This window comes from Thermosynechococcus sp. QS41 (assembly GCF_031583515.1).
In the GTDB taxonomy this organism is placed as follows: Bacteria; Cyanobacteriota; Cyanobacteriia; order Thermosynechococcales; family Thermosynechococcaceae; genus Thermosynechococcus.
This window is the reverse complement of sequence record NZ_CP134181.1, coordinates 1,162,270-1,179,846: the sequence shown is the minus strand read 5'-3', so window position 1 is coordinate 1,179,846 and position 17,577 is coordinate 1,162,270. Positions and strand designations below refer to the sequence as shown.

At 53.6% G+C, this 17,577-nt stretch carries 22 protein-coding genes and 1 pseudogene; 11 read left to right on the top strand and 12 right to left on the bottom strand.

The annotated features are described in order from the left end of the window. The first annotated feature begins 174 nt into the window (after positions 1 to 174). Both RHJ80_RS05570 and RHJ80_RS05565 read left to right on the top strand, forming a co-directional pair. Positions 175 to 354 (top strand): hypothetical protein, encoded by a 180-nt coding sequence (locus RHJ80_RS05570; RefSeq protein ID WP_302679063.1) that lies wholly within the window; start codon positions 175 to 177, stop codon positions 352 to 354. A gap of 51 nt (positions 355 to 405) precedes the next feature. Then, on the top strand, positions 406 to 1,284 hold the full coding sequence (locus tag RHJ80_RS05565) for an FHA domain-containing protein (protein WP_225901666.1): 879 nt from the start codon (positions 406 to 408) through the stop codon (positions 1,282 to 1,284). On the opposite strand, the gene scpB is transcribed toward RHJ80_RS05565, so the two are convergent. The 6 genes from scpB to RHJ80_RS05535 form a co-directional block, all read right to left on the bottom strand. Next, complete coding sequence (gene scpB / locus RHJ80_RS05560) at positions 1,256 to 1,765, bottom strand: SMC-Scp complex subunit ScpB (protein ID WP_310801632.1); 510 nt, start codon at positions 1,763 to 1,765, stop codon at positions 1,256 to 1,258. The genes RHJ80_RS05565 and scpB overlap by 29 nt on opposite strands. Positions 1,766 to 1,768: 3 nt before the next feature. After that, entirely contained in the window at positions 1,769 to 2,758 is a 990-nt protein-coding gene (locus RHJ80_RS05555; protein ID WP_310801631.1) for a beta-ketoacyl-ACP synthase III, read from the bottom strand. After that, positions 2,758 to 3,783, bottom strand: a complete 1,026-nt coding sequence (plsX, locus tag RHJ80_RS05550; RefSeq protein WP_149817628.1) for a phosphate acyltransferase PlsX — start codon at positions 3,781 to 3,783, stop codon at positions 2,758 to 2,760. The genes RHJ80_RS05555 and plsX overlap by 1 nt, the downstream gene beginning before the upstream one ends. Positions 3,784 to 3,900: 117 nt before the next feature. After that, on the bottom strand, positions 3,901 to 4,434 hold the full coding sequence (locus RHJ80_RS05545) for a gamma carbonic anhydrase family protein (protein ID WP_310801630.1): 534 nt from the start codon (positions 4,432 to 4,434) through the stop codon (positions 3,901 to 3,903). A 65-nt stretch (positions 4,435 to 4,499) separates the two neighbouring features. Next, the gene (locus tag RHJ80_RS05540) at positions 4,500 to 5,174 is read right to left on the bottom strand and encodes a DUF4335 domain-containing protein (RefSeq protein WP_310801629.1); all 675 of its coding nucleotides are present in this window, start codon (positions 5,172 to 5,174) and stop codon (positions 4,500 to 4,502) included. Then, positions 5,174 to 5,782 carry a DUF3038 domain-containing protein gene (locus RHJ80_RS05535; RefSeq protein WP_225901665.1) on the bottom strand — a complete coding sequence of 203 codons (609 nt, stop codon included), beginning with the start codon at positions 5,780 to 5,782 and terminating at the stop codon, positions 5,174 to 5,176. The genes RHJ80_RS05540 and RHJ80_RS05535 overlap by 1 nt, the downstream gene beginning before the upstream one ends. 195 nt (positions 5,783 to 5,977) lie before the next feature. Between RHJ80_RS05535 and RHJ80_RS05530 the strand changes: the two genes are divergently transcribed. After that, entirely contained in the window at positions 5,978 to 6,415 is a 438-nt protein-coding gene (locus tag RHJ80_RS05530; RefSeq protein WP_310743498.1) for a hypothetical protein, read from the top strand. Between the two features lie 31 nt (positions 6,416 to 6,446). Next, positions 6,447 to 6,902: a YbjN domain-containing protein gene (locus RHJ80_RS05525; protein ID WP_310743497.1), complete on the top strand. Its 456-nt coding sequence runs from the start codon at positions 6,447 to 6,449 to the stop codon at positions 6,900 to 6,902. On the opposite strand, the gene RHJ80_RS05520 is transcribed toward RHJ80_RS05525, so the two are convergent. Beyond that, entirely contained in the window at positions 6,892 to 7,608 is a 717-nt protein-coding gene (locus RHJ80_RS05520; RefSeq protein WP_310744934.1) for a pyridoxine 5'-phosphate synthase, read from the bottom strand. The two genes, RHJ80_RS05525 and RHJ80_RS05520, sit on opposite strands and share 11 nt — an antisense overlap. Positions 7,609 to 7,754: 146 nt before the next feature. On the opposite strand from RHJ80_RS05520, the gene rodA reads away from it, so the two are divergent. Next, positions 7,755 to 9,023 carry a rod shape-determining protein RodA gene (gene rodA, locus RHJ80_RS05515; RefSeq protein ID WP_310801628.1) on the top strand — a complete coding sequence of 423 codons (1,269 nt, stop codon included), beginning with the start codon at positions 7,755 to 7,757 and terminating at the stop codon, positions 9,021 to 9,023. Positions 9,024 to 9,031: 8 nt separating this feature from the next. Here rodA and RHJ80_RS05510 read toward each other — a convergent pair whose 3' ends face one another. Continuing rightward, positions 9,032 to 10,213, bottom strand: a complete 1,182-nt coding sequence (locus RHJ80_RS05510) for a pentapeptide repeat-containing protein (RefSeq protein ID WP_255521508.1) — start codon at positions 10,211 to 10,213, stop codon at positions 9,032 to 9,034. A gap of 238 nt (positions 10,214 to 10,451) precedes the next feature. On the opposite strand from RHJ80_RS05510, the gene RHJ80_RS05505 reads away from it, so the two are divergent. From RHJ80_RS05505 to RHJ80_RS05495, 3 genes are all read left to right on the top strand, one after another. Further along, positions 10,452 to 10,583: a photosystem II protein Y gene (locus RHJ80_RS05505; RefSeq protein ID WP_149817644.1), complete on the top strand. Its 132-nt coding sequence runs from the start codon at positions 10,452 to 10,454 to the stop codon at positions 10,581 to 10,583. A 152-nt stretch (positions 10,584 to 10,735) separates the two neighbouring features. Beyond that, on the top strand, positions 10,736 to 11,428 hold the full coding sequence (locus RHJ80_RS05500) for a HEAT repeat domain-containing protein (protein ID WP_310801627.1): 693 nt from the start codon (positions 10,736 to 10,738) through the stop codon (positions 11,426 to 11,428). Positions 11,429 to 11,513: 85 nt separating this feature from the next. Next, positions 11,514 to 12,020 carry a hypothetical protein gene (locus tag RHJ80_RS05495; RefSeq protein WP_206201414.1) on the top strand — a complete coding sequence of 169 codons (507 nt, stop codon included), beginning with the start codon at positions 11,514 to 11,516 and terminating at the stop codon, positions 12,018 to 12,020. On the opposite strand, the pseudogene RHJ80_RS13090 reads toward RHJ80_RS05495, so the two are convergent. Next, positions 12,017 to 12,130 (bottom strand): annotated as a pseudogene (locus RHJ80_RS13090) (response regulator); the annotation flags it as partial. The gene RHJ80_RS05495 and the pseudogene RHJ80_RS13090 overlap by 4 nt on opposite strands. Positions 12,131 to 12,132: 2 nt before the next feature. Further along, entirely contained in the window at positions 12,133 to 12,750 is a 618-nt protein-coding gene (gene hpf / locus RHJ80_RS05490; protein WP_310801626.1) for a ribosome hibernation-promoting factor, HPF/YfiA family, read from the bottom strand. A gap of 160 nt (positions 12,751 to 12,910) precedes the next feature. On the opposite strand from hpf, the gene lipB reads away from it, so the two are divergent. The 3 genes from lipB (at position 12,911) to RHJ80_RS05475 (ending at position 15,285) form a co-directional block, all read left to right on the top strand. Then, positions 12,911 to 13,591 (top strand): lipoyl(octanoyl) transferase LipB, encoded by a 681-nt coding sequence (gene lipB / locus RHJ80_RS05485; protein WP_310801625.1) that lies wholly within the window; start codon positions 12,911 to 12,913, stop codon positions 13,589 to 13,591. 220 nt (positions 13,592 to 13,811) lie between these two features. Beyond that, positions 13,812 to 14,795 (top strand): RNA polymerase sigma factor, RpoD/SigA family, encoded by a 984-nt coding sequence (locus RHJ80_RS05480; RefSeq protein WP_149817655.1) that lies wholly within the window; start codon positions 13,812 to 13,814, stop codon positions 14,793 to 14,795. Then, positions 14,776 to 15,285: a cupin domain-containing protein gene (locus RHJ80_RS05475; RefSeq protein WP_310801624.1), complete on the top strand. Its 510-nt coding sequence runs from the start codon at positions 14,776 to 14,778 to the stop codon at positions 15,283 to 15,285. Before RHJ80_RS05480 ends, RHJ80_RS05475 begins: the two co-directional genes overlap by 20 nt. On the opposite strand, the gene RHJ80_RS05470 is transcribed toward RHJ80_RS05475, so the two are convergent. Next, positions 15,282 to 17,066: a mechanosensitive ion channel domain-containing protein gene (locus RHJ80_RS05470; RefSeq protein WP_310801623.1), complete on the bottom strand. Its 1,785-nt coding sequence runs from the start codon at positions 17,064 to 17,066 to the stop codon at positions 15,282 to 15,284. The two genes, RHJ80_RS05475 and RHJ80_RS05470, sit on opposite strands and share 4 nt — an antisense overlap. After that, positions 17,063 to 17,530 (bottom strand): ankyrin repeat domain-containing protein, encoded by a 468-nt coding sequence (locus tag RHJ80_RS05465; protein WP_310438420.1) that lies wholly within the window; start codon positions 17,528 to 17,530, stop codon positions 17,063 to 17,065. Before RHJ80_RS05465 ends, RHJ80_RS05470 begins: the two co-directional genes overlap by 4 nt. Positions 17,531 to 17,577 lie beyond the last annotated feature (47 nt).

Sequence of the window (17,577 nt, the reverse complement as noted above, 5' to 3'; positions counted from 1 at the left end):
AGCCAAGTGGTAAAATTGTCGTAGGAAATAATTAAAGGCTAGCAGTCGCCCACATCATTCTCATTTCTTCTTCTGTTGCAGCCTATGGTTGTTTGGTTGTCATCTTTTTTACATACCGTAGAGCCATTACTAGTACCAATTTGTTTTTGTGTTGCTTGGCTGCTGCTGGCAATCATGGCGTGGAATGTGTGGCAATTCACCCAAGAAGGGCTGGCGATCGCCCGCCGCTTACATCAAATTCCCTGTTCGCGCTGTCGTTTCTTTTCAGGAGACTATCGCCTCAAGTGTTCACTACATCCCGATTGGGCAGCTACTGAAGCCGCCATTCAATGTCCCGATTATCATTTTGAATAAAGGACTGAGAGACCAAATTTATTCCTACAGGGAGTTGGAAGAGGGATCACCTTGTTACCACAGTATCCACAATTGGTCATCTCCACAGAGGCCAGCACCTATATCGTCCCTCTTACCCAAGGCAATTCATGGGTGATTGGTCGAGGTAAAGACTGCACAATTGTTTTGGCGGATCGCTGGTCTTCCCGTCGCCATGCCATGATTCAGCGTCTGGATAATGATGATTATTATCTCATTGATTTGGGGAGTCGCAATGGCTGTGTGCTGAATGGTCAAATGATTCAGGTGCCGACGCTCCTCAAAACGGGCGATCGCTTTATTATCGGCAAAACAACCCTTGAATTTCGTACCGATGAGGCTGTCTCCACCACCCCGCCGGATGCTCCTCTTGCCCTTCAACCCACCATTCTCATCATTCAACCCCCCGGCATTCAAGTACAAATTTGGCAAGAATTGCTGCGTAGTCAGGGGTTAGAAGTTATCGTTGAATCGGGGCAAATCAATAGCCGCCGCATTATTAGTGATTTTGTGACCGTGATGCAGCGCAACCCTGACCTGTTGCTCCTTGATTCGCAACTGGAAACCCCGGATATTGGTAACCTTTTGAATTGGATCAAGGCAACCTATCCCAAGCTGCGCAGTTTCATTATTGACCGCTACGACAACCACATTTCCCCCATGCAGCGACAATGGGCAGTAGAACATGGGGCAATTGATTGGCTGCCCGCACTGCCCGATGAAAATCTCACCATGTTTGGGGCAGAAATTGCGGCTCAATTACGGCGCATTCTCAAGGCCTTGGGACGCAACAAACTAGAGCAAGACAAGCTCGCAGTGGCTCTCTTGAATCTGCAATTGGCGACCAATGATGATTTGCCCTCCCAGTTGCTCAGTGAGTATGTCAATCGTCCGCCCTTTCCCCCTGAATAGTTGGCAGTTGATCCACCTGAAAATACTGGTGAAAGCGCTCAGTGACTTGGAGGATGTAGGAGCGACTTTGGCTATCCCGCCGCCGCTGAATAAACCCAAGGGTGAGGAGTTCTTGAATGTGTTGGTAGGCACTGGATCCCCGCAGTTCAATCACCTCTGGTTGGCGAATGGGGCCACGAAAAGCAATCAGGGCTAATGTGCGCTGTGCCGCAACCCCCAATTCAACGGGGACAAGGGACTGAACCAATTCTTGAAAGGCGGGCTTGAGTTGCAGGCTGTACCTATCGTCAATTTGGACAATTTCAAGGGCCGTTTGGCGATGGGCATAGTCGTTGAGTAGCTCAATCAGTGCCAGTTCAACGGCCTCAGGATCAGTGGCGGCGAGGGTTGCTAGTTCAGCAAGGGTGAGGGGCTGCGCCTTCAGGTAGAGAATGGCCTCCACCCGCATCGTTAATGTACGCAGGTCAGTGTCCCCTTGCATAGGCTATTGCCAGCGGAACAGGGCCGCTCCCCAAGTTAACCCCGCACCAAAGCCAGCGGTGGCAATTAAGTCTCCGGGTTGAATATGCCCCTGTTGAATCGGAGCCGTCAGAGCAAGGGGAATCGAGGCGGCGGAGGTATTACCATACTGACCCACATTGCTAATCACTTTCTCCTGAGGAATGCCCAAACGCTGGGCAACCGCGTCCAGAATGCGTTGATTGGCCTGATGCAACACCAGCCAGTCAATGTCTTCAACCGTACACCCCGCGCGGTGCAGGGCTTTCTCAATGACTTCAGGGACTTGGGTGACGGCAAAGCGATAAACTTCACGGCCATTCATGGCAATGGGAGCAAATCCCCCTTGGGCGATCGCGAGATGGTTCCCTAAGGTCTGGGGAGTACCAGCAAAGGCAAGGGTAAGGTGCTCATTGAGGCGACCATCACTGCGCAATTCAAAGCTCAAGAGTTGATCAGCATCGCTGGCTTGCAAGACCATCGCGCCGGCGCCATCGCCAAAGAGAATGCAGGTGCGGCGATCGCCCCAATTGACCCAGCGCGACAGAATATCACCACCAATGACCAAGGCACTGCGGTAGGCACCGGTGCGCAAATACTGAGCCGCCGTAACCAAGGCAAAAAGGAAGCCAGAACAGGCAGCCGTTAAGTCAAAGGCCACGGCATTTAGCGCACCAATGCGAGTTTGCACCAAGCAGGCGGTGCCAAAGAGATCATCGGGCGTAGAGGTAGCCAAGATGATTAAATCGACTGCTGTGGGTTCTAGGTCGGCCATCTGTAGGGCTGCGCCTGCTGCTTCGCTGGCCAAATCCACAAGGCGCTGGTCAGGAGCTGCCACGTGCCGTTCTTGAATGCCGGTACGGGATTGAATCCACTCATCAGACGTATCCACAAGGGCACTGAGGTGGGCATTGGTCAAGCATTGACGGGGGATTGCCGCGCCCACGCCGCTAAATTTAACGCCCTGCACAGCCACTAAGCCTGATCCTCAACGGCAACGGCATGCTGGTAACAAGCTTGAATCCGCTCTGAAACGCGATGATCCACCGCTTCTTTGGCCAAGCGAATGGCATTAAAAATCGAAGGTGCTTGGGAACTGCCATGGCTAATGATGCAGATGCCATCCACGCCCAAGAGGAGGCCACCGCCATGTTCGGCATGATCAATGCGCTGTTTAATTTTGCGGAGATTGGGACGCAGCAGCGCCGTACCCAGTTGCCCGCGCCAGCCCCGAGGTAGCTCTTCGCGGAGAATTTGGACGAGGACACTACCCAAGGATTCAGCAAATTTAAGCAGAACATTGCCAACAAAGCCATCACAGACCACGACATCAAATTGTCCCGACAGGACATCGCGGCCTTCGGCATTGCCCAAAAAGGAGATTTGGCGATTTTGCCGCAGCAGTTGATGTGCCTTTAGGGCCAGATCATTGCCTTTGCAGTCCTCTTCGCCAATATTAAGCAAGCCCACCTTGGGATCTTCGACATCCAAGACGTACTGGCTGTAGATCGAACCCATGACCGCAAATTGCTCAAGGTATTTCGGGCGGCAGTCCACATTGGCACCGACATCGAGGACAAGAACGGATTTGCCGGGGATGAGGGTGGGTAAGACGGCACCAATGGCGGGGCGATCAATGCCAGGGAGTCGACCCAAGCGCAATAGTGCCGCAGCCATCGCTGCCCCTGAGTGACCAGCGGAAACAACCGCATCAGCCGCACCCGCTTTGACCAGATCCATCGCCACGTTAATTGAGGCCTTGGGTTTCTTTTTCAGGGCGGTCAGGGGTTCTTCCCCCATTTCCACAACATCACTCGCTTCGACAATTTGGGGCTTGGCTGTGGGGGCATGTTCATTGAGGTAGCGCTGAATGGGCACCGGATCACCCACAAGGAGGATATCGGCATCTAATTCTTCACTGGCTCTGAGGGCACCGGCAACAATCTCATCGGGAGCATAGTCACCCCCCATGGCATCCACAGCAATCCGTGCACGAGTCATTGGCTGAACTCTTACGAGAAAATCCTTCAGAATTTTAGCAGATGACAGCCCTTTTCCTAAGAATGGCCAACAGCCAACACCGTCGGAATCAGTGTAGGACAGCCTTGGATGCAACTTCTAGGGATGGAACCCTAGATCAGTGCCTGTGCCGTTGTGGACATGGGCCAGTTGTTCATACTTACGGGCATGCTGACGTAGATCGGCGGCTTCAGTGTCACTCACTTCCCGCACCACCTTAGCGGGAATGCCCACAACCAAAGAGCGGGGGGGGACATCTTTGCTCACCACTGCCCCTGCACCGACAATACTGCCCGCTCCAACTCGAACGCCATTGAGAATCACGGCGCCAATGCCAATTAAGCAGCCATCTTCAACGGTTGCGCCATGAATCACCGCGCGATGCCCAACCGTCACCTCTTCCCCAAGGATCGTGGGTTGTCCCGGATCACCATGGAGGATGGCGCCATCTTGAACATTGGTGTGGGCACCAATCTCGATGTACGCCACGTCACCGCGTAAAACAGCGCCATACCAAATGCTACAGCCTTCACCCAAGCGGACATCGCCAACAAGGGTGGCATTGGGGGCAATAAAGGCAGCGCGATCGCTGGCAACGGGGGGCCAAAAAGCACTAGGGGCAGTGATTACCATGGTTGATTCCAAGCATCAAAAAGCTAAACGACAGTTGCCAAATTGTGGGTAAGTCTGAAATTGGCTTACGGATTCGGGGTTGCTGGTGTCGTGGGTGCCGGTGAGGGCGTGACGGCTTCGGGGGTGGGGGGCACGGTTTCCTCGCGCGGGGGACGGCGTTCGGGCACTGGTAGATGGAAAAAGATCGCAGCCATGACGGCTAAGCTAGCAGCGCCAATCCCCAAGGGCATCAGTTGTTTGCGCAAAGGCACAGCAGGGGCGATCGCCTGCCGGGGGAGGGAATGGAATGTTGGTATCAGGGTAGGCAGTGTTTGGCTATCACTACAGAGTTGATCCAATGCCTCCACTAAATCCGCTAGCTGCAACCAAGTGAGCTGCACTTCTAGGGTTTCACCAGCGCCATTCTGGGCAGGGGTATCGGCATTTTCTGTAGGCGAGCCTTGCAATAGCTGGCGGGGAATATGCAGCACTACCTGATTAGAGGCCTGAATCTCGACCTGAATCGGGTACTGGGGCGATCGCCGTAACTTAACACCACTCAACCACGTTTGCGCTGCTGCGGGCACACTATTGAGCAATGCCACAAGGAATTCTTTCCCGCCCTTGACCCGCTGATTCTGGCCAATAATCTCCCACTCGCAGAGGGTGACAATATCCAACTGCTCTGCGCCGGCTTGACCACTCAGCCCTTCAATTCGCAGTGTGCAATTGGGCAATGAATACTGGCGTTGCAGCAGCATTAACTTACTTCCCCGTCAAATAAACTAAACCAAAGGCGTTCCATGCCCTTTGTGCCTGCACAGAGCAGAAGTTGTGCCAACAGCTTTAGACCCAACTCATTGAGGGCTTGGTTATTTTTGTAGAGAAAGAGACCCGAGCGCTGGAGGTTCATGCGTTTGCGAAAATGGCGGCGAAAGCGGTCTAAATACTCCGCCAAGGGGGCATAGGTTTCCGGGGGCAAATTTTGCGCCTGCAATTGATCCAACACCAAAAGTAAATGCCGCAGGATTGCCGTCTGCCGCCGCGCCACTTGCACAACCACTGCGGTGAGTGCCTTTGTTTCCGCTAAGGGCAAGGGGGTACGCTGGGTAATTTGGCGAAAGGGATTGGTGCAGCGAATTTGCCAAAATACGACCCGATTGGGGATCATCACTTGCAGTTGCAGATCTCGCAGCACTTGCAACATCAACTCAGAGGCATGCAAATCAACGCACTCTAGGGCAAGCAACAATAAGTCTAATTGCCAACGTGCCCGCCGAGGACACACACTCACCCCTTGGGGGTCGGGCAGTGCTGCCAACATCGGAGGTAATAGCTCAACTTCAGGGGATTCGATTGTTGCTGGCATTGAGTTTGCCGTTTCCATACTCTCTAGAGTGCTCACTATACAGCAATAATGACAGGACTCATGGTGAAATAGGCCTAAACGATCTTAGCCGTTTCTCCACTGACGACTGCCGCCTCTTCTTATATGTTGCCCACTGCGCTGATTTTTCGAAAAGCAGGCTAGACTTGAGGAGAACCACATGATTGTGAGGTTGCAATGAGTCAAGAGATTCCCCCCCCAGAAGCCTATGTGGTGCTTGGACTGGCTCATTGTTTTGTGCAGGTGGAGGGAAAACTCCAGCCCGTAGAGGTGATTGAGCCGATTCCCTCAGCGGCGTTGGAAGCCTTGCTCCATGGCTTGCCCACTTCTTATAGTGAAGCCCATGCCCTCACCTATGGCACAGCCCAAGATCCGCAGCAGGTGCAGCAGCACTTTCCCCCCAGTGCCCATCTGTGTGATGACTATGGCGATCGCCTTGCAGCAGCGGCACGCACCTACATTGCCCGTCCCCAAAGTACCCGCCATATTCCCCTTGGCGAAACCTACCGCAACTTTAATACCTCCACAGAACGCAAACGGGTGCTCAACTCCGAGCGTATCGTTACCACTGCCGACAATGTCAAACAACACGCCTACACCCACCAAGTCCTCTAACAAGTTGTCCTGATTCACGAAAGGAATGACCATGGTCAGTGAAGTGCAGCCCGTCCCCGCAGCATCCCTTGACGCGCCCCTAGAAAATGCGGTTGAGATTATTGAAACGGTGATTTCTAGTCTCCACCAAGGGGACGCCCCCCTCGTTGGCCAAACGGACAGTGGCAAAATTTGGATGTTTCGCTATGGCAGTGCCGAGGTCTTTGTGCAGTTGAGTGGCCATACGGCGGAAGACTTTCTCACCATTTGGTCACCGGTACTGCCTCTGCCCGTAGCGGATGAATTGGCACTCTATCGTAAGCTCCTGACGTTGAACTGGCTCACCACCCTCGAGGCACACTTTGCCATTGCTGAAGACCAAGTCCAAGTCGTGGCTACCCGCACCCTAGGGGGGATTACTGCGGGTGAAATTTCCCGCCTAATTACGATTGTGGCGACACTCGCTGATGACTATGATGACGCCCTCAGGGCTGAGTTTAAGAGCTAATGAGGGCTTTCATATCCCGTACGGCTTGCACCATGCCCACAAGAACAGCGCGGCTGATAATCGTGTGGCCAATATTGAGTTCCTCAATGCCTTCAAGGCGGGCGATCGCCCCCACATTGGTGTAGGTCAGCCCATGGCCTGCATTCACCCGCAAGCCTAAGGATTTTGCTTGTTGGACACCATGAGCTAAAATTGCTAACTCCTGTTGTTGCGCCGCTTCCCCCTTGGCTTCAGCATAGCGACCGGTGTGCAGTTCAATAAATTGAGCCGTGGTTTTGGCGGCGGCTTCCAGTTGGGCCGAATCCGCGTCAATGAATAAACTCACAGGAATTCCTGCGCCTTGCAGCGTTTTCACCACTTGGGTCAGGGGTTCCTGCTGACCCACCACGTCTAGCCCCCCTTCGGTGGTGACTTCTTCGCGCCGCTCTGGCACTAAGGTGACATAATCAGGGCGAATCTCAAGGGCGATCGCCACCATTTCGGAAGTGGCAGCCATCTCTAGGTTCAAATGGGTGCGTACCGTTTGCCGCAGCAGGCGCACATCCCGCTCTTGAATATGGCGACGATCTTCCCGCAGATGTACGGTAATGCCATCAGCTCCCCCCAGTTCTGCCAAAACGGCTGCGGCTACGGGATCGGGTTCAACTGTGCGCCGCGCTTGGCGAATCGTTGCCACATGATCAATGTTGACCCCTAGGGTTGCCACTGCGATCGCTCCTTGTCGGAATAGAAGCCCAACCTTTCGGATAATACACCAAGGCAAGGTGCCATGTCGGTTGTCCGCGCTGGCCGTTTGCAACCTTTTGAGCCAGCCGATAGACTAACCCCCTAGGAGAGACAGGACAGTGGCTGATGACTTGGCGAGTACCCCGACGGCGGACTTTTGGCTGGTTTTATCCATGGCGAGGCGTGGATTGGCTGCTGTTAGGGGCTGTTTGGGCAACCACGGTCATTGGGGCGGTCTTCATCCACAGTAGTCAACTACACCCAGAGGAAAACGATAGTCTCCAGCATTTATTGGTGGGAGGGATGGGTACGATGCTTGCCCTGATCCTTGCCCGCGTTCCGGAATCGGTCTTTATGGGCAGTCATTGGGTCATCTACGGCCTGAGCTGTGCCCTGCTGCTAGCGGTTGATCTCGTGGGGGTCGAGGCCAAGGGAGCAGAGCGCTGGTTGGCGATTGGCGGCTTTAACCTGCAACCCTCGGAGTTTGCCAAAATCTCCCTCATTCTTACCCAAGCGGCACTGTTGCACCGCATTTCAGGCCACTCTCTGAAGGGCATTCTCAGTGTCTTTGCAGCCACCGCCCCCCCTTTTTTCCTAGTTTTGACGCAGCCGGATTTGGGCACGTCCCTTGTTTTCATTGCCATTACATTGACAATGCTCTACTGGGCGAATACCCCCGGCAGCTGGATTGTCTTGATGCTTTCCCCTTTGGTGGCAGCGATTCTCGTTGCCCTGCCTCTGCCCTACCAACTGAACCTGATCCTCTGGTTGGTGTGGACACTGGCGATGGCCGTCGTTGCATGGCGGAGCTTGCCCTTGGGCTGGGTCGGTGGCTTGGGGGGGCTGGTGCTCAATCTCGGGGGGGCTGGCTTGGGACAACTGCTTTGGAGCGTGCTCAAGGACTATCAAAAAACCCGTATTCTTATGTTTCTTGACCCCGACAAGGATCCCCTTGGGGCTGGCTACCACTTGATTCAATCGCGGATTGCCATTGGTGCTGGTGGGCTATGGGGGCGGGGCATTTTTCAAGGCACCCAGACCCAGTTGGGATTTATTCCCGAACAGCATACAGACTTTATTTTTTCAGCGATCGCTGAGGAAACGGGGTTCATTGGCAGTTTAGTTCTCCTATGCCTTTTTTGGTTAATCGGTTTGCGCTTATTGCAAATTGCCAATAGTGCCGGTCATGACTTTGGCTCGTTGCTGGCGATCGGTCTATTTGCCATGATCCTGTTTCAAGTGGTGGTGAATATTGGCATGACCATTGGTCTGCTCCCCGTGACAGGAATGCCGTTACCGCTGGTGAGTTATGGCCGCTCAGCCCTGCTGGCGACCTATCTTGGCTTAGGGATGGTGCTCTCCGTGGCGAATCATCGCCCGCGATCGCGCTACTAACCGAGGCGCTAGCGTCCTAGTTTATTCGGAATGCCCTCACAGCCACCGGGAATCGTTTCACGGGAACGGCTACCACTCCAAGCACAGCAATAGTAGCGTTGTTCTTCGGAGAGGTTCTTGACATTGGTAAAGTTGACATCCTCGACCACTGCACCCGTCTGCGCCCCAGTGCGAAAGTTGGGAGGATGCAGGCGATCGCGGGGGCTGGCCTGATCAGCGGTGCCATAAAAGAAGCGAACCCGACTGAGATCGGCATTGGTGAAATCCGCCCCCTGCAAAATTGCCCCTGCTAGGTTGGCTCGCGTCAAATTACAGTTGCGAAAGAGGGTGCCTGTGAGATTGGCATCACTCAATTCGGTCCAGCGCAAATCGGTACCACTGAGATCAGCGCCCGCTAGCATACTGCCAAGGTTAATCACCCGCACACCATACTCAATGTCTTCCTCATAGCCACCCAGCCCATCAAAAATCGCCCGTCCCAGTCGGCGATCGCGCTTCAGCGGCGAGAGTAACTTTGCGCCTGACAAAAAGCGAATGATTTTGGCCTTGCCTTCGGCATCGAGCCCCCCCAAGATGGCAGCAGTGCGTCCCTCGGCGATCGCCCGCTCCGGCGGCCAATCCTCCAATAACCCCTCATCGTCAAGAATGAGATCGGCAATCCCTTGGAAATAACTGTCAATCGTTTGCTGTTGGGTAATGCGGTTTTGTTGTGTCGTCAAATCCCGCGAGATCACGTATTGTCGCCAAGCGACATAGGCGGCCAAGAGCGCCACCAAAATTTGTCCCAAGGCACCGAAGCCCTCCGCCAGTGCCCCCACCGCATCCCAATTCGTACCTTGAAAGCGTCCTCGAATCCAGTCCATGGCGCCAGTCATGGCAATGAGTGCCACCACCGTCAAACTCAGGCCCAGTGAGGCCAAAATGAACTGCCGTTGCTGTTCCGTGAGATCTTCAGTAAACCAGTGATAGGTCGAAGTCCAGACCAAGGGGAAACTCAGTCCCCCCAGCACCAAAGCAGCCACCACACCCACCGCATCCCAATCGAGTCCCCAAGCCAGCAAGACAGTGACCATGGCGATCGGCATCAACACCGAACGCAGAGACTGCCAACCCGTGCGCCAACGATTACGAGCGGCTAACACTTTACTGAGACGCAAAGCAGCCGCCGTTTGGTTGTCACGGAGGGTCATTTTGTCTTCGCCCATCAGGATTTGGCCTTAAAGGAGTTAAACCAATCATACAGACCTTTTTCCAAGGGGAGAACACACCCAAAACTGTGAACGTCAGCATTGGGATCGGATAGCCCGTCGATGTTTAGAAAAGCTCTGTCGGTAGAATCTTTCTTTGTTGCATCGTGTCCCCCCCTTCTCTCCTTAGAGAAGGCTGTACAATAATTCATAAAGTTTTCAGAAAACGTTTTGGGAGGTTATGGGTATGGATTGGCGTGTCCTGATTGTCCTGTTACCTGTCCTACTGGCTGCGGGTTGGGCAGTTCGTAACATTCTGCCCTATGCTGTCAAGCAGTTTCAAAAGCTCCTGCAAAAAGCCAAAGCAGCCTAGGACATTGATACGGCTGTATCCTCTGTGAAATTGTTGGGCAAGCGCTCCCCAAGGAACCAGACCAAGTGTGATCTTGGTTTTACTTCGGGGAGACTTTTTTATAATAGGAAGTATATTGTTAACTTTTGTAAATTAGCTTTCAGGTTACTGCCATGCCTTCCCTCGAACAGCTTGCCCATCAACTAGAAAGTCCCAATTCCCGCGATCGCCTGCTGGCGCTAGCCGCGCTACGGGATGTCCCCTCTGCGGATGCCGTACCCCTGATTAAAAAAGTCCTTTGGGACGAAAATCTACAGATTCGCTCAATGGCTGTGTTTGCCCTTGGGGTTAAATCCACACCGGAGTGCTTTGACATTCTGGTGCAGTTGCTCGAGAGTGAACCGGATTATGGTATTCGTGCCGATGCTGCGGGTGCCTTGGGCTATCTCGAAGATGGGCGTGCCTTTGAACCGCTAGTGCGCGCCTTTTATGAAGACACCGATTGGTTAGTGCGCTTTAGTGCTGCTGTGGCGCTGGGCAATCTTAAGGATCCCCGCGCGGTGGATGTATTGCGCTCGGCGCTGAAAAGTCAGGAAGTCGTGATGCTCCAAGGGGCGATCGCCGCTCTGGGGGAAATTGGCGATCCCAGTGTTGTCGAAGATATTTTGCCCTTTGTGACCACAGAGGATTGGTTGGTACGGCAACGGCTCGCTGAAGCTCTGGGCAATCTCCCTAGCCCGAAAACCCAAGCCGCTTTGGAATACCTCGCTAAAGATGAGCATCCCCATGTGGCGACGGCAGCCCAGATTTCTTTGCAACGCTTGCAAGAGCGACTTTCCTCCGAAGTTCAGGGCACTGGCAATTGAGATCAAACTTTTTTGCCCACTGCGGTTTCTGCCACAACTCTCTAAACTGGAAAGAAAGGCGCGGCATCCGCAGTAACCTATCTCTATGTCTATCCGAATTAAATTTCTTCCTTACCTCGTGGCAGTGCTGGTCGGGGTGGTGGGTGCGATTATTCTTTCACAACTACATTTTGCGCTCTGGTGGGAGCCAGACCTGCTGACCCAACCGCCCCCCATTGTCGAGGCAGAACCAGAAACCACCACTGTTCAGCCCTTACCCCCTCCCCAAACGCCAGCCAACCCGCAACCGAATGGGCTACGCATCAGTAATCAAACGGCCTTTCCGGTGCGCGTGGTGTTGCTCGCTGCCCGCGATCGCGCCCATCCTGATCAGGGCGCCGTTCACTGGGATTTTGCTCCTATGGAAGGCAATATTAAGGGATTACTATTAACGCTGCCCGAAGGTAAGCTCACCCTCCAATCGGGGGATATTGTCTTGGCCTTTACCCTCGATGGTTCCAAACGCTACTGGGGGCCCTATGTCATTGGTGAAAATAGCGAACTTCAGCGCGATCGCCAAACGCAGGAATGGCAGTTGATCCTGCGTCCCTAGGAGGCCTCTGAAGAAAGACCCGAACGGATGGTTTCCACCAGTTCCTCGCTGTGCCAAGGCTTGTACAAACAGCGATGCAAATTAGCCTCTTCAATGGCCCGCTGAATCGCTGCTAGTGGCTGGTTTTCGCCATGGGTTTAGCAGCAGCGTGATGATTCTCTTGGGAGGTGGGGCGGGGTTGAATGACGCCATAGCCCCCATGATTGCGTTCATAGACCACGTTAATTTCTCCCGTATCGCGATTGCGGAAGACGTAGAAGTCGTGATCCACCATTTCTAGGTGCTCAAGGGCTTCTTGGATCGTCATCGGCGGCATGGCAAAGTATTTCATGCGCACCACTTGTTCGGGCAGTTGCGGTGTGCGATCGCCCACTAAGTCGGTCACCACTGTGGGCTCCACCACACTATTGGTGTCTTTAGCGCGGGACTTGTCTTGGCGTTTTTCTTTGAGTTTACGGAGTTTGCGCGCAATTTTGTCGGCAACGAGATCAATACTGGCGTAGAGATTTTCACTGCTTTCTTCGGCGCGAATGACGCAGCCATTAACAAAGAGGGTTACTTCAGCGGTTTGCTTGGGAGCAGTGCTACGGTTACGAGCCACGGACAGATGCACATCAACTTCGTTAATCACATTTTGGAAATGACTGGTGGCTCGCTCAATTTTTTGGTTCACATAGCTGCGAATGCCATCCGTAATATCAATGTTTTTACCATGAATCACTAGCCTCATAGGGTTGCCTCCCCTGAGCAAAACAGATACATCTAAGGCTGATCTACTTCCACCCTAACATCTTCGTATCGGGGATTACAGGGCATCTTGAGGCTCTTCACCTTTATTCGTGTTCTGTGATAATTCTTATCCTCTAGCTCTTGACAATCTGGCACCCCCTATGAAAACTGCCCTTGGTTGGCATTGTGCCTTGGGGATCATTCCCTACCGCGATGCTTGGCGCTGGCAACAGCAACTGGTGGCTGAGCGCTGCCACAATCCCACTGCCCGAGATGTCCTACTCACTTTGGAGCATCCCCCCATCTACACCCTTGGGCAAGGGGCAACCACCGCCCACCTTCACTTTGATCCTGTGGCTACGGGCATTGAGGTCTTGCGCATTGAGCGCGGAGGCGATGTCACCTACCACTGCCCCGGCCAATTGGTCGCCTACCCGATTTTGAATTTACGCCGCCACCGCTGCGATTTGCATTGGTATCTCCACCAGTTGGAGGAAGTCGTGATTCAAACCCTAGGGCACTATGGCATTAAAGGGGAGCGCGTTGCTGGCCTTACGGGTGTTTGGGTAGAGGGGTACAAGGTGGCCGCAATTGGGATCAAGGTGACCCGCTGGATTACCTTCCACGGCATTGCCCTCAATGTGGTGAACGATCTAAAGGGCTTTGGTCGCATTGTCCCCTGTGGCATTGGCGATCGCCCCGTCGGGAACCTACGGCAGTTTTGTGCCGACATTACCTTAGAGGAGGTGCGCCAGCAGTTTGTGACGTCCTTTGGCCGTGTTTTTGCCCTCGAATTTGCCCCCAAAGCCCTTGCCGATCTCCTGATCCCCATCTCTAGTTGACAAACTTTAATCTTTATTTCAGGAATCGGCTGTTATGAATTGGCAACTTTCGGGGCACAATTTAAGTCTAAGTAGATTAGGATACAGGCCAACTCCCTCTCACCTGCTAGGCTAACGCTATACAAACCTCAGCTTCATCAGTGCGAGTCGTCATCTTCATCGCGATAAATCTTTTATCTACATTCTTCCTTGCCAAATACTGTTTAGAATCTGAGCCGCTATGATGAACTCCGCTTCCAAAACCCCATCCCCTACACCCACTGTTAGCACCGATATGGTGCGCACCTACCTACAGGAAATTGGGCGCGTGCCGCTGCTGACCCATGAGCAGGAAATTATTCTGGGTAAACAGGTGCAGCAAATGATGGCACTGCGGGAAAAACGCGAGGCTCTCACCAAGGAACTGGGACGTGAACCAACCTTTGAAGAATGGGCGGCGGCCTCTCATCTCACGCCGACGGAATTGCGCAATCTCCTTAAGCGCGGCGAACGCGCCAAGCAAAAAATGATTGAAGCCAACCTACGGCTGGTGGTTTCGGTGGCCAAGAAGTATCAAAAACGCAACCTTGAATTGCTGGACTTGGTGCAAGAGGGCACCCTTGGCCTTGAACGCGGTGTGGAAAAGTTTGATCCCACGCGGGGCTATAAGTTCTCTACCTATGCCTACTGGTGGATTCGTCAGGCCATTACGCGGGCGATCGCCCAACAGGCGCGGACAATTCGGCTGCCCATCCACATTACCGAGAAGCTGAACAAGATCAAACGCACCCAACGCGAATTGGCGCAAAAATTGGGACGGAGTGCAACCCCTGCTGAGGTGGCAGCAGCCCTAGAACTCGAACCGGAGCAAATCCGTGAATACCTGACCCTTGCGCGCCAACCCGTTTCCCTTGATCTGCGCGTTGGGGACAATCAGGACACTGAACTCGGTGAACTGCTCGAGGATGATAGTCTTTCGCCAGAGCAATTTACCACGGTGGAGTCCCTCCGCGATGATGTCAACCTGTGGCTGGCGGAACTTACCCCGCAACAACGGCAAGTCCTCACCCTGCGCTACGGCTTGGGGGATGGCCAAGAACTGTCCCTTGCCAAGGTGGGTGAGCAACTCAACCTCAGCCGTGAACGGGTGCGGCAACTGGAGCGGCAAGCCCTCGATCACCTGCGGCGGCGGCGCCAGCAAATGTATGAATACTTGGCCAGCTAAGGCGTGGATTGAGGCACTTGATCTGCAACCCCATCCAGAGGGGGGCTATTTCCGTGAGGTCTATCGCTCAGCAGGGAGTATTCCCGCAGCGGTTTTGCCTTCAGGCTTTCAGGGGGGCGATCGCGCCTACTGTACGAGTATTTACTTTTTGCTCCCCTCCACGGCCTGTTCACGACTGCACCGCATTGCCAGTGATGAACTGTGGCACTTTTACACGGGCAGTAGCCTGACGATTCATGTGATTCTACCAACGGGCGAGTATCAGCCCCTGCGCTTGGGGATGAATATCGATCAGGGGGAGCAATGGCAACAGGTGGTACCAGCGGGAGCATGGTTTGGAGCAACGGTGGATGCGCCAGACAGTTTTAGTCTTGTGGGGTGTACGGTGGCGCCGGGATTTGACTTTCGCGATTTTGAATTGGGCGATCGCCAGCAATTGCAGCAGCAGTTTCCTCAGCACCAGAGATTCATTGAACGCTTGACGCCCTAGACATTAAAGAGCGTTTGCAAGCGGCGACGAATCCACTGCAAGGGGGGCAGGCTTTTGATTTCTTGGGAGTTCACGAGGCCGAGTTCTTGGAGAACCTGTTGTCGTGCCGCTAGCTCGTGGGCAATATCTTCCGCCAATTGGGGTTGAGCTTGCAGCAGTCGTTGTACGGCTGAGCGATGCACCACAAACAGAATTGTTTCTTCCAAGGCTCGCACCGTGGCCGATCGCGGCATCCCCGTCAGCACGGCAATTTCACCAAAAAACTCCCCCTCATAGAGGGTGGCTAAAATCTGATTCAGGTGCTCGGAGCGGACTTCCACGGATCCCTCAAGGACAATGTAAAAGGCATCCCCCGGATCGCCCTCAGAGCAGATAATTTCCCCCACACCATAAAATTGACGATTGCCCAACTCAATCAGCATTTGCAATTCCGCATTGGAGCAGCGGGAAAAGCAACTGATATTGCGCAGTAAATCAGCAAGGGAGGGTTCGGTTTTGACCATTTCAGGAGCTACTGGCTCACTCACCGCTGCGGTTTCGGGCACACTGGCCACAGAACGGTGGTAGTAATGAGCCAAGGAGCGCAGTTCCCCCAAGTCGCGCAACCGCAAATCCAACTGGGGAAAAGGCACTTCAATCTGCCGCTGCCGTAATTCCTGCTCAATGAGAAAATTGAGGGCGCTTTTAATGGGTTCAGAATCTTGGGGGCGGTTAATCCACACCAGCAATTCAAAGAGGTAGGCATTCTCGCCAAAACCGCGAAACCAAACGCTGGGGGGTGGGGTGAGCAGGACGCGCGGATCCTGACGGGCGGCACTGAGGAGCGCTTCGGTCACCAGAACCGTATCACTGCCATAGGCGACACTCACAGGGATATGGATACGGCTATCGGGACTACCGTAACTCCAGTTAACGACGTTCTTTTCAATAAAGCGGTTGTTGGGGACAATCACGTACTGGCTATCATTGGTGCGGATAATCGTAGCGCGAATTGAAATTTTCTCCACCGTGCCCAGCAGGCCATCCACTTCAATAAAATCGCCGACTTTAATCGGATGTTCCAACAAAATCGCTAAACCGCTAATAAAGTTACTGGCGAGGGTTTGCAAACCAAAACCAAAACCGATCCCCAAGACCCCCGCTAACACCGTCAGGGAACTGAGGTCAATGCCCGCGGTTTGCAGAACAACAATAAAGCCAATAAAGCTGAGGCTATAGCTAACCACACGGGTGATGGTTTCTTGGCTACCGCGATCCACCCGTAACTGCATGAGAATCCGACTCTTGAGCCACTCGCTCACCCAGCGGGAGGTAAAAATCACTGCGAGGGAGAGAAAGAGAATTAAAAAGAGAAAGTTTAGGGTAATTTGCGTCCGCCCCAACTCCATAAAGGGGGTGTTAAACACCACGGCCACCCGTTCGAGGAGAAACTGAATCGTGCTATCGATGCGCTCATGCCAAGGGGAAAGACTTTGAACCGATTGCAGAATCCAAGATAAAACGAGTGCCCAGAGTAAAATCCGCAGCGTCAGGCGCAATAGACTAGCGCCAAGGGAGAGCCAAGGCTGGGATTGTTGGCTGGCTTTTTGGTCAAGCCGCTGTTGCAGTTGATGAATCCCCAAGTTCAGCAGGAGCCAGTCCGTGAGCATCGCAATGCCAACAATCCCCACAATTTGAGCCGCTTCAATGAGCGCGACCCGCAGCCGTTGAGTTCGCGCCAGTTGAGCAATGAGAATACTTGAAGGGGCTGCTGCTAAAAATAAACTGAGGTACTTCATCATGGTCCTAAAGATTGTGCGCGAGCGGCTTTAATGACTGCCACCACGTCGGCATGTTTTCCATCCAACGCCCACACCAAAGCTGTCCAAGAATTCTGATCCTTGGCGTTGAGATCTGCACCTGCTGCAATCAGTTGTTTGACCGTAGCCGTCTGTCCTTTGGCTGCTGCGGCCATTAAGGGGGTCAAACCAAAGGTCGTTTGAGCGTTGACATTGGCACCGGCGGCTAACAGTTTCTCCACAATGGCGGTATGTCCACCGCCGGCAGCAGCCATCAATGGTGTCCAACCCTCGCTGTCCCCTTGGTTAACATCGACGCCGGCGACAATCAGGGCATTGACAATCTCCGTGTGCCCCAGTTCTGCTGCCAGTGCCAGCGCTTCCGTTTTCAACTCGATACCGTTGGCGATCGCCTCCTGGACAGCGGTCAGGTCTCCTTGCTCAATGGCGGTTTCAATTGCTGTCATCCCCTGCGTCATTGCCTGTAGCCTGCCTCTAATAAAGAAAAGATAAT

Excerpts from the sequence above, each read along its gene's own strand:
- RHJ80_RS05570 (WP_302679063.1), top strand. The coding sequence starts at position 175 with ATGGCGTGGAATGTGTGGCAATTCACCCAAGAAGGGCTGGCGATCGCC.
- scpB (WP_310801632.1), bottom strand. The coding sequence starts at position 1,765 with ATGCAAGGGGACACTGACCTGCGTACATTAACGATGCGGGTGGAGGCC.
- plsX (WP_149817628.1), bottom strand. The coding sequence starts at position 3,783 with ATGACTCGTGCACGGATTGCTGTGGATGCCATGGGGGGTGACTATGCT.
- RHJ80_RS05545 (WP_310801630.1), bottom strand. The coding sequence starts at position 4,434 with ATGGTAATCACTGCCCCTAGTGCTTTTTGGCCCCCCGTTGCCAGCGAT.
- RHJ80_RS05540 (WP_310801629.1), bottom strand. The coding sequence starts at position 5,174 with ATGCTGCTGCAACGCCAGTATTCATTGCCCAATTGCACACTGCGAATT.
- RHJ80_RS05535 (WP_225901665.1), bottom strand. The coding sequence starts at position 5,782 with ATGCCAGCAACAATCGAATCCCCTGAAGTTGAGCTATTACCTCCGATG.
- RHJ80_RS05530 (WP_310743498.1), top strand. The coding sequence starts at position 5,978 with ATGAGTCAAGAGATTCCCCCCCCAGAAGCCTATGTGGTGCTTGGACTG.
- RHJ80_RS05525 (WP_310743497.1), top strand. The coding sequence starts at position 6,447 with ATGGTCAGTGAAGTGCAGCCCGTCCCCGCAGCATCCCTTGACGCGCCC.
- rodA (WP_310801628.1), top strand. The coding sequence starts at position 7,755 with ATGACTTGGCGAGTACCCCGACGGCGGACTTTTGGCTGGTTTTATCCA.
- RHJ80_RS05510 (WP_255521508.1), bottom strand. The coding sequence starts at position 10,213 with ATGACCCTCCGTGACAACCAAACGGCGGCTGCTTTGCGTCTCAGTAAA.
- RHJ80_RS05505 (WP_149817644.1), top strand. The coding sequence starts at position 10,452 with ATGGGTATGGATTGGCGTGTCCTGATTGTCCTGTTACCTGTCCTACTG.
- RHJ80_RS05500 (WP_310801627.1), top strand. The coding sequence starts at position 10,736 with ATGCCTTCCCTCGAACAGCTTGCCCATCAACTAGAAAGTCCCAATTCC.
- RHJ80_RS05495 (WP_206201414.1), top strand. The coding sequence starts at position 11,514 with ATGTCTATCCGAATTAAATTTCTTCCTTACCTCGTGGCAGTGCTGGTC.
- hpf (WP_310801626.1), bottom strand. The coding sequence starts at position 12,750 with ATGAGGCTAGTGATTCATGGTAAAAACATTGATATTACGGATGGCATT.
- lipB (WP_310801625.1), top strand. The coding sequence starts at position 12,911 with ATGAAAACTGCCCTTGGTTGGCATTGTGCCTTGGGGATCATTCCCTAC.
- RHJ80_RS05480 (WP_149817655.1), top strand. The coding sequence starts at position 13,812 with ATGATGAACTCCGCTTCCAAAACCCCATCCCCTACACCCACTGTTAGC.
- RHJ80_RS05475 (WP_310801624.1), top strand. The coding sequence starts at position 14,776 with ATGAATACTTGGCCAGCTAAGGCGTGGATTGAGGCACTTGATCTGCAA.
- RHJ80_RS05470 (WP_310801623.1), bottom strand. The coding sequence starts at position 17,066 with ATGATGAAGTACCTCAGTTTATTTTTAGCAGCAGCCCCTTCAAGTATT.
- RHJ80_RS05465 (WP_310438420.1), bottom strand. The coding sequence starts at position 17,530 with ATGACAGCAATTGAAACCGCCATTGAGCAAGGAGACCTGACCGCTGTC.